The organism is Nonomuraea sp. NPDC001684 (genome assembly GCF_053596515.1).
In genome coordinates, this window is the sequence record NZ_JBSFGJ010000521.1 from 1 (window position 1) to 6,078 (window position 6,078).

A 6,078-nucleotide genomic window follows, 5' to 3' on the forward strand; every position below is an offset into this window, starting at 1 on the left:
CGCGACCGGCCTGCACTACGCCGAGCGCGACGGGCGTGTCCTGGCCTTCGCCGCCTGGGGGGCGCGGCCGGCCTGGTTCGGCCCGATGGGCACCGCTCCGGACGCCCGCGGGCTCGGCCTCGGCGGGGTGCTGCTGCGCCGCTGCCTGGCCGAGCAGCGGGCCGCCGGTCAGGAGAGCGCCGAGATCGGATGGGTGGGGCCGTTGCGGTTCTACTCGCGCGCCGTGGGCGCGCGAGCCGAACGCGTCTTCTGGCTCTACCGGCGCGATCTGGCCTGATGTCAGCTGTAGAGCAGATGTCCTTCTGGACGGCCGGGCGGCGGGCACAGCTCGCGCGGGTCGTCCCCGGCCTCCAGGCAGCGCGTGAGCGTGTCGGAGCCCCAGAGCAGGTCGAGGAACAGCTCCTCGCCCTTCCAGACCAGGTCGTCCGGGTAGAGGACGCGGGCCGTGTGCAGCATCGACAACCCGGTCAGCACCGGCCGGAAGGCCCGCGGGTCGTGCACGTGCAGCTGCACCCCGCGGACGGGCAGGCCCGCGTGCTTGTGGAACGTCGGGGTGAACCAGGTGTCCCTGAACCGCACCCCCGGCAGCTCCAGCCCGTTCAGGGCGGCCGCGTAGCGCTCGTCCGCGTACGGCGCCCCGACCAGCTCGAACGGCCGGGTGGTGCCGCGGCCCTCGGAGAAGTTGGTGCCCTCGAACAGCCCGGTGCCCGGGTAGACCAGCGCGGTGTCGGGGGTCGGCATGTTGACCGAGGGCATCACCCAGGGCAGGCCGGTCTCCGCCCAGCTCATGTCCCGCCGCCAGCCCTCCATCGTGACCACCCGCAGGTCGGCGTCGAAGCCGAACAGCGCCGCCAGCTCCCCCGCGGTCCTGCCGTGGCGCACGGGCAGCGGGAAGCGGCCCACGAAGCTGGCGAACGCCGGGTCCAGCAGGGGGCCCTCCTCGACGGTCCCGCCCAGGGGGTTGGGCCGGTCCAGCACCACGAACCGCAGGCCCAGCCGCGCGGCCGAGGCCAGCAGGTCGTACATGGTCCACACGAAGGTGTAGAAACGGGCGCCCACGTCGGCGATGTCGAAGACCAGCGTGTCCACGCCGGAGGCGGCGACCACGCGGTCGAGGTCGTCGCCCGACAGCTCGTGGGTGTCGAAGACCGGCAGTCCCGTCGCGGGGTCCACCGCGTCGCGCTCGCTCGATCCCGCCTGGGCCGTGCCGCGCAGGCCGTGCTCGGGGCCGAACAGCGCGGTCAGGGGCAGCCCCGCGGCCAGCAGGGCGTCGGTCGTGGGGGTCAGGTCGGGCAGGACGCCGGTGGGATTGGTGATCAGGCCGAGACGGGCGCCGCCGGCCAGCGCGGGGTCCGCGGCCAGCCGTTCGGCTCCGGTGCGTACGTGTGACATGGATCCATTCTCTGAAAGATATTTACAACTGAGAAGTAAAGGGTGGAAATTAGCGTCATGATTGATCCGCTGCCCGAGCTGTCCACCGAGCAGAGCGATCCCCGCTACAGCCAGATCGACCGGCTGCCGACGGAGCAGATCGCCCGACTGATGAACCAGGCCGACGCCGAGGTGCCCGTGGCCGTGGCCGCGGCCGTCCCGGCGATCTCGGCGGCCATCGACGCGATCGCCGCCCGGATGGCCGAGGGAGGCAGGCTGCTGTACGTCGGCGCCGGCACCTCGGGACGGCTGGCCGTGCTCGACGCCAGCGAGTGCCCTCCGACGTTCGGCACCGACCCCTCGCTGGTGCAGGGCGTCATCGCCGGCGGGCCGGAGGCGCTGACCCGGTCCATCGAGGGCGCGGAGGACGACGCCGAGGCGGGCGCGGCGGCCATGAAGGACCTGGAGGTGGGCGCGCTCGACTCGGTGGTGGGCGTGTCGGCCAGCGGACGGGCCCCGTTCGTGCTGGGCGCGCTGGCCGAGGCCGCCGGCCGGGGGGCGCTGACCGCGGCGCTGTCGTGCAACACGGGCGCGCCGCTGTCGGCCGCCGCCGAGCACGGGATCGAGGTCGTGGTGGGGCCCGAGGTGGTGGCGGGCTCGACCAGGCTGAAGGCGGGCACGGCGCAGAAGCTCGTGCTCAACATGATCTCGACGATCTCCATGGTCCGGCTGGGCCGGACCTACGGGAACAAGATGATCGAGATGTCGGCCATGAACAGCAAGCTCGCCTCCCGCGCGCTGCGCATGGTGCGCGAGATCACCGGGGCCGACGCCGCGACGGCGGGCGCGGCGCTGGAGGCGGCCGGCGGGCAGGCGAAGACGGCCGTGGTGATGATCCAGCACGGCCTGGACCCCGACGCCGCCCGCGCGCTGCTGGAGTCGCACGGAGAGCGGCTCAGCGACGCGCTCAGCGGCTGACGTACGGGCGGGAGGCGCCGGGGCGCCATCGGGGACTGACGAGGGGGGAACGGGGATGTCGGACCGGCTGGAGCGCCTGCTGGCGGCCGCGGTGCCCGAGGTGTGCCCGGCGGCGGTCGCGCTGATCGCCGCGCACGGCACGGTGACCGCCGCCGCGGCGGTGGGCGAGCTGGTCAGGTACGCCGACGCCGAGCCGGCCACCGGATCGGACGCCGCCCCGGGGGCCCCCGGGACGCTCGCCGCCGATCGGCCTCCCGCGCGCCGGGACTCGGTGTTCGACCTGGCCTCGGTCAGCAAGCTGTGCACCACCGCGGTGGTGCTCTCGCTCACCGAGGAGGGCCTGCTCGACCTGGACGAGCCGGTCCGGTCGTGGCTCCCCGGGGCCGACCCGCGGATCACGCTGCGCCGCCTGCTCACCCACACGGCGGGCCTGACGCCGACCCGCCGGATCGACCTGGAGCTTCCGCAGGCCGGGCCGGACGAGCGCATGGCCGCGATGCTCACCACGCCGGTCACCGGCCCGGTCGGCGGCCCCTACCTCTACAGCGACGTCGGCATGGTGATGGCCGGCCGGATCGCCGAGCTGGCCGCGTCCGCCCCGCTCGACGTCCTGGTCCGCGCCCGGATCACGGACGTGCTCGGCCTTTCCGGCACCGGCTACCGCCCGGTCGGCGGCGGCGGGCCGGCCGAGCGCGTCGCCGCGACGGAGTTCAAGCCCGAACGCCCCGGCCCCGGCTGCGTGCGCGGCGAGGTGCACGACGAGACGGCCCACGCCCTGGGCGGGGTGGCCGGGCACGCGGGCCTGTTCGCCCCGGCGGACGACCTGCTGGCCTTCGGGGAGGCGCTGCGGCTGGGCGGTGGCGCGATGCTGAGCCCGTCGAGCGTGGCGGAGATGACCCGCGACCAGGGGGCGGAGGGGGCCGCGTTCCGGCACGGGCTCGGCGTGCGGATCGGCGACCCCGGCATCGTGGGCCCGCTGAGCGGCGCCTACGGCCACTCCGGGTTCACCGGGACGTCGCTGGTGGTCGATCCGGCGCGCGGGCTGACCGTGGTGCTGCTGACCAACGCCGTCCATCCGGTGCGCGGGCGGCCGGGGATGCGCGAGCTGCGGTGCGCGGTGGCCGCCGAGGCGCTGCGGCACGTAGCGTGAACGCATGCCCGTGCAGCTGAACCACACCATCGTCGCCGCCACCGACCGGGACGCCACGGCCGCCTTCCTGGTCGACGTCCTCGGCCTGGAGCCCGCGCCGGTCTACGGCCCGTTCCGGGTCGTGACGCTGGCCAACGACGTCTCGCTCGACGTGATGCAGGCCGACGGCGAGGTGACCCCGCAGCACTACGCCTTCCTCGTCGGCGAGGAGGAGTTCGACCAGATCTGGGGGCGGATCAGGAGCCGCGGCCTGACGTTCTGGGCCGATCCGGGGCACACCAGGCCCGGCGTGATCAACACCCACGACGGCGGCCGCGGGCTCTACTGGTCGGGCCCCGACGGGCACAACCTGGAGATCATCACGGTCCCCTACGGCGGCGGTTAGGGCGCCAGCGCCTCCAGGGCCTCCTCGGCCCGGCGCATCGCCTCCCCGGCGTCTGCGGTGACGATCTCCTTGTCGAAGTTGAGGTCGTGGAAGACGTCCGTGACGCCCTCGGCGGCCAGGGCGGCGACGTCCTGCCTGATCTGCTCGTACGTGCCGGTCAGCGGCCGGCGGGCGTCCTCGGCGCCGGCGGGCCGCACCTGCGTGACGCCGCGGCACACGTAGCGGAACGAGGCCGCGTCGCGTCCGGCGCCGGCGATCGCCTCCTTGATCAGCGCGATCCGGCCCGCGACCGCCGACAGGTCCTCCCTGCTGGAGCTGATCCAGCCGTCGGCCAGCCGGCCGGCCCGGCGCAGCGCTACCTCGGCGGTGCCGCCCAGCAGGACCTGCGGCGGCCCCGGCGCCGGCTTGGGGTCGATGTGGGAGGCCGGCACCCGGTAGAACTCGCCGTCGTGCTCGACGACGTCGTCCGTCCACGCCTTGCGCAGCAGCTCGACGAACTCCTCGCCCCGGCGCCCGCGGCGCTCCATGCCGACGCCCGCGGCCTCGAACTCCTCCGGCACCCAGCCGAGCCCGACGCCGGCGCTGACCCGGCCGCCGGAGAGGGTCTGCAGGGTGGCGAGCTGCTTGGCCAGCACGACCGGCTGCACGTACGCGTTCACCACGGCCACGCCCAGCCGGATCGTCCGGGTGACGCCGGACAGGTGCGCCAGCGTGACCAGCGGGTCGTGGACACTGCGGTAGGTCGGCCCCATGGGATGCCCGACGGGGTACAGCAGCCGCTGGAACGTCCAGAGCTCGTGGTAGCCCAGCTCCTCGGCCCGCGCGGCGACGCGGCGCATGTTCTCCGGTGTGGCCCAGGGCCCTGACTGGGGTACGGCGAAACCGATTCTCATGCTCCCAGTCTGACCGACCCGGGTGCGTGATCTCCCACCACACGAAAGGTGCAAGATCGACAAAAAGGGCATCTTTCTGATCAAGAAGCGCTAGCGTGAGGATGATCAACACGGCGCGTCCGCGCCGCCCCACGAGGAAGGACGATGCATGCGACAGAAGTCCGCACGGCTCGGCGTGGCACTGGCCATGGCCGGGGCCCTCGCCGTCGGCACCCTCTCCGTCGCCGCTCCGGCCGGCGCTTCGGCCACGAGCTGGACCCCGTACCAGGCGTACCGCACGCTGCAGAACTGCGTGTCGGCGGGCACCACGCTGCTCGTCACGAAGGGGTACAAGGAGTACGAGTGCCGCTGGGACAGCCCGTACTACATGCTCTGGCTCAGGAAGTAGGCGCGGTCAGGCTCGGCAGCGCCTGACGGCGGCCCTTCGCGAGGGCTCGGGTGGCTTCATCCGTCACCCGTGTCCCCGCTCCCGCCGCGCCCGGGCCCGCGCCCGCTCCAGCGAGGTCGCCCGCGCCAGCGCCGCACGCGCCCGCTCGATCTCCTCCTGGCCCGGACCGTCCGCCGCCTCGGGCTCGACCGCCCACCGCGCCGGCTCCCGGGCGGCCTCCTGGTCCGCGGGCCTCCCCCGGCGCGCCGCCGGACGCCGCTCACGGCGGCGCCGGGCGGCCTCCTGATCGTGCTCGCGCATCGCCTGGGCGGCCCGCGGCGAGCTCGCCCTCAGCCACTCGCGCGCCAGCGCCGCCCACTCCCTCGCTCCCGCCATCACGACGGCATTTACCCCCAACACTGCCCAATACTCTGTACGAGTGGGTCTAGAGGAGGAGCTGGCGGGCATCGCCGCGGCGTACGGCGGCACGGGCGAGCCCGTGCGACACCAGACACGCACCGACGTGGTCGTGTTACGGATGGGCGAGGTGGTGGTCAAGGCCCACTCCGCCCGCGACGAGGTGGAGCCGCTGCGCGCCCGCCTCAGGGCCGCCGCCGCGGCCGCGGTCAACGGCGTGCTGCTGGCCCCGCTGGAGGCCGAGGTGCTGACGGCGGCGGGCCGCGCGGTCAGCGTCTGGCCGGCCGGCCGCCCGGTCCCCCACGACGACCCCGGGTCCGCCCCCTGGGAGGAGGGCGCGCGGCTGCTCGCCCGGCTGCACGCCGTCCCCCTGACGGTGGTGCCGCCGATGCCGCCCGCCGGAGGCCCGGCGCGGGCCGCCCGCGCGGTGTCCAGGATGAGCGGCGACGGCCCGGTCGAGCAGCCGCACATGCCCGAGTCCCTGGTCGCGGCGCCGAGTTTCGGGCTGGTGTGGCAG

General features: G+C 74.6%; 7 protein-coding genes and 2 pseudogenes. 6 read left to right on the forward strand and 3 right to left on the reverse strand.

All coding sequences use genetic code 11. From position 1 onward, the window contains the following. Positions 1-277 (forward strand): annotated as a pseudogene (locus tag ACWCSD_RS45880) (GNAT family N-acetyltransferase); the annotation flags it as partial. 2 nt (positions 278-279) lie between these two features. Here the strand turns inward: ACWCSD_RS45880 and ACWCSD_RS45885 are convergent. After that, on the reverse strand, positions 280-1,392 hold the full coding sequence (locus ACWCSD_RS45885) for an exo-beta-N-acetylmuramidase NamZ family protein (protein ID WP_397210123.1): 1,113 nt from the start codon (positions 1,390-1,392) through the stop codon (positions 280-282). Between the two features lie 57 nt (positions 1,393-1,449). Between ACWCSD_RS45885 and murQ the strand changes: the two genes are divergently transcribed. Genes murQ through ACWCSD_RS45900 form a run of 3 tightly spaced genes read left to right on the forward strand, consistent with a single transcriptional unit; the run spans position 1,450 to position 3,884 of the window. After that, positions 1,450-2,349 carry an N-acetylmuramic acid 6-phosphate etherase gene (murQ, locus tag ACWCSD_RS45890; RefSeq protein ID WP_358293220.1) on the forward strand — a complete coding sequence of 300 codons (900 nt, stop codon included), beginning with the start codon at positions 1,450-1,452 and terminating at the stop codon, positions 2,347-2,349. Positions 2,350-2,404: 55 nt separating this feature from the next. Continuing rightward, positions 2,405-3,499 (forward strand): serine hydrolase domain-containing protein, encoded by a 1,095-nt coding sequence (locus ACWCSD_RS45895; protein WP_449924942.1) that lies wholly within the window; start codon positions 2,405-2,407, stop codon positions 3,497-3,499. A 4-nt stretch (positions 3,500-3,503) separates the two neighbouring features. After that, the gene (locus ACWCSD_RS45900) at positions 3,504-3,884 is read left to right on the forward strand and encodes a VOC family protein (protein ID WP_358293224.1); all 381 of its coding nucleotides are present in this window, start codon (positions 3,504-3,506) and stop codon (positions 3,882-3,884) included. On the opposite strand, the gene ACWCSD_RS45905 is transcribed toward ACWCSD_RS45900, so the two are convergent. Then, entirely contained in the window at positions 3,881-4,777 is an 897-nt protein-coding gene (locus ACWCSD_RS45905; protein WP_449924946.1) for a TIGR03619 family F420-dependent LLM class oxidoreductase, read from the reverse strand. The two genes, ACWCSD_RS45900 and ACWCSD_RS45905, sit on opposite strands and share 4 nt — an antisense overlap. 148 nt (positions 4,778-4,925) lie before the next feature. Here ACWCSD_RS45905 and ACWCSD_RS45910 point away from each other — a divergent pair, with 148 nt between their 5' ends. Further along, positions 4,926-5,165 carry a hypothetical protein gene (locus tag ACWCSD_RS45910; RefSeq protein WP_352331431.1) on the forward strand — a complete coding sequence of 80 codons (240 nt, stop codon included), beginning with the start codon at positions 4,926-4,928 and terminating at the stop codon, positions 5,163-5,165. A 63-nt stretch (positions 5,166-5,228) separates the two neighbouring features. Here the strand turns inward: ACWCSD_RS45910 and ACWCSD_RS45915 are convergent, their stop codons facing one another. Next, positions 5,229-5,540 (reverse strand): hypothetical protein, encoded by a 312-nt coding sequence (locus ACWCSD_RS45915; RefSeq protein ID WP_387669944.1) that lies wholly within the window; start codon positions 5,538-5,540, stop codon positions 5,229-5,231. A gap of 43 nt (positions 5,541-5,583) precedes the next feature. Between ACWCSD_RS45915 and ACWCSD_RS45920 the strand changes: the two are divergent. Further along, positions 5,584-6,078: pseudogene (locus ACWCSD_RS45920) on the forward strand (aminoglycoside phosphotransferase family protein); the annotation flags it as partial.